The organism is Caballeronia sordidicola, assembly GCF_000729995.1.
GTDB classification, from domain to species: domain Bacteria; phylum Pseudomonadota; class Gammaproteobacteria; order Burkholderiales; family Burkholderiaceae; genus Caballeronia; species Caballeronia sordidicola_A.
Genome location: NZ_JNFG01000117.1, coordinates 1 through 481, shown reverse-complemented (window position 1 = coordinate 481; position 481 = coordinate 1). Strand labels below are relative to the sequence as shown.

Below are 481 nucleotides of genomic sequence, written 5' to 3'. Positions count from 1 at the left end.
AGGACATCGGCGGGCCGCTGGGTCTGGCGATTCCCGCCGCCATCCTCGGCGGCCTGGTCTGCGGCCTGGTCTCGGGCCTGCTCATCGCCCGCGCCCGCCTGCCCGCCTTCATCGCCACCCTGACCATGATGTCGGTGGCGCGCGGCCTGGCCAACATCCTTACCGACGGTCGCCAGATCGTCGGCTTTCCCGACTGGTTCACCAGCCTGGCCACGGTGCGGCGCTTCGGCTTCCTCTCGGTCACCGTCGGGCTGTTTTTGCTGATGCTGCTGGTGGCCTGGGTGTTCCTGCGCTTTCGCGCCGGTGGCCGCAACCTCTATGCCATGGGCGGTAGCGCCGAGGTGGCGCGGTTGTCGGGCATCAAGGTGCGCACCATCACCATCTGGATCTATGCCCTGAGCGGCGCCCTGGCGGGTCTGGCCGCGGTGGCCATGGCGGCGCGGCTGGATTCGTCCCAGCCCAGCGCCGGCCTGTCCATGGA

1 protein-coding gene is annotated in these 481 nt (G+C 69.9%); it reads left to right on the top strand.

Going from position 1 to position 481, the window contains the following annotated elements:
- Positions 1 to 481 (top strand): ABC transporter permease (locus tag FH08_RS0133970; protein ID WP_031362625.1); only part of this gene is annotated, 481 nt, incomplete at both ends.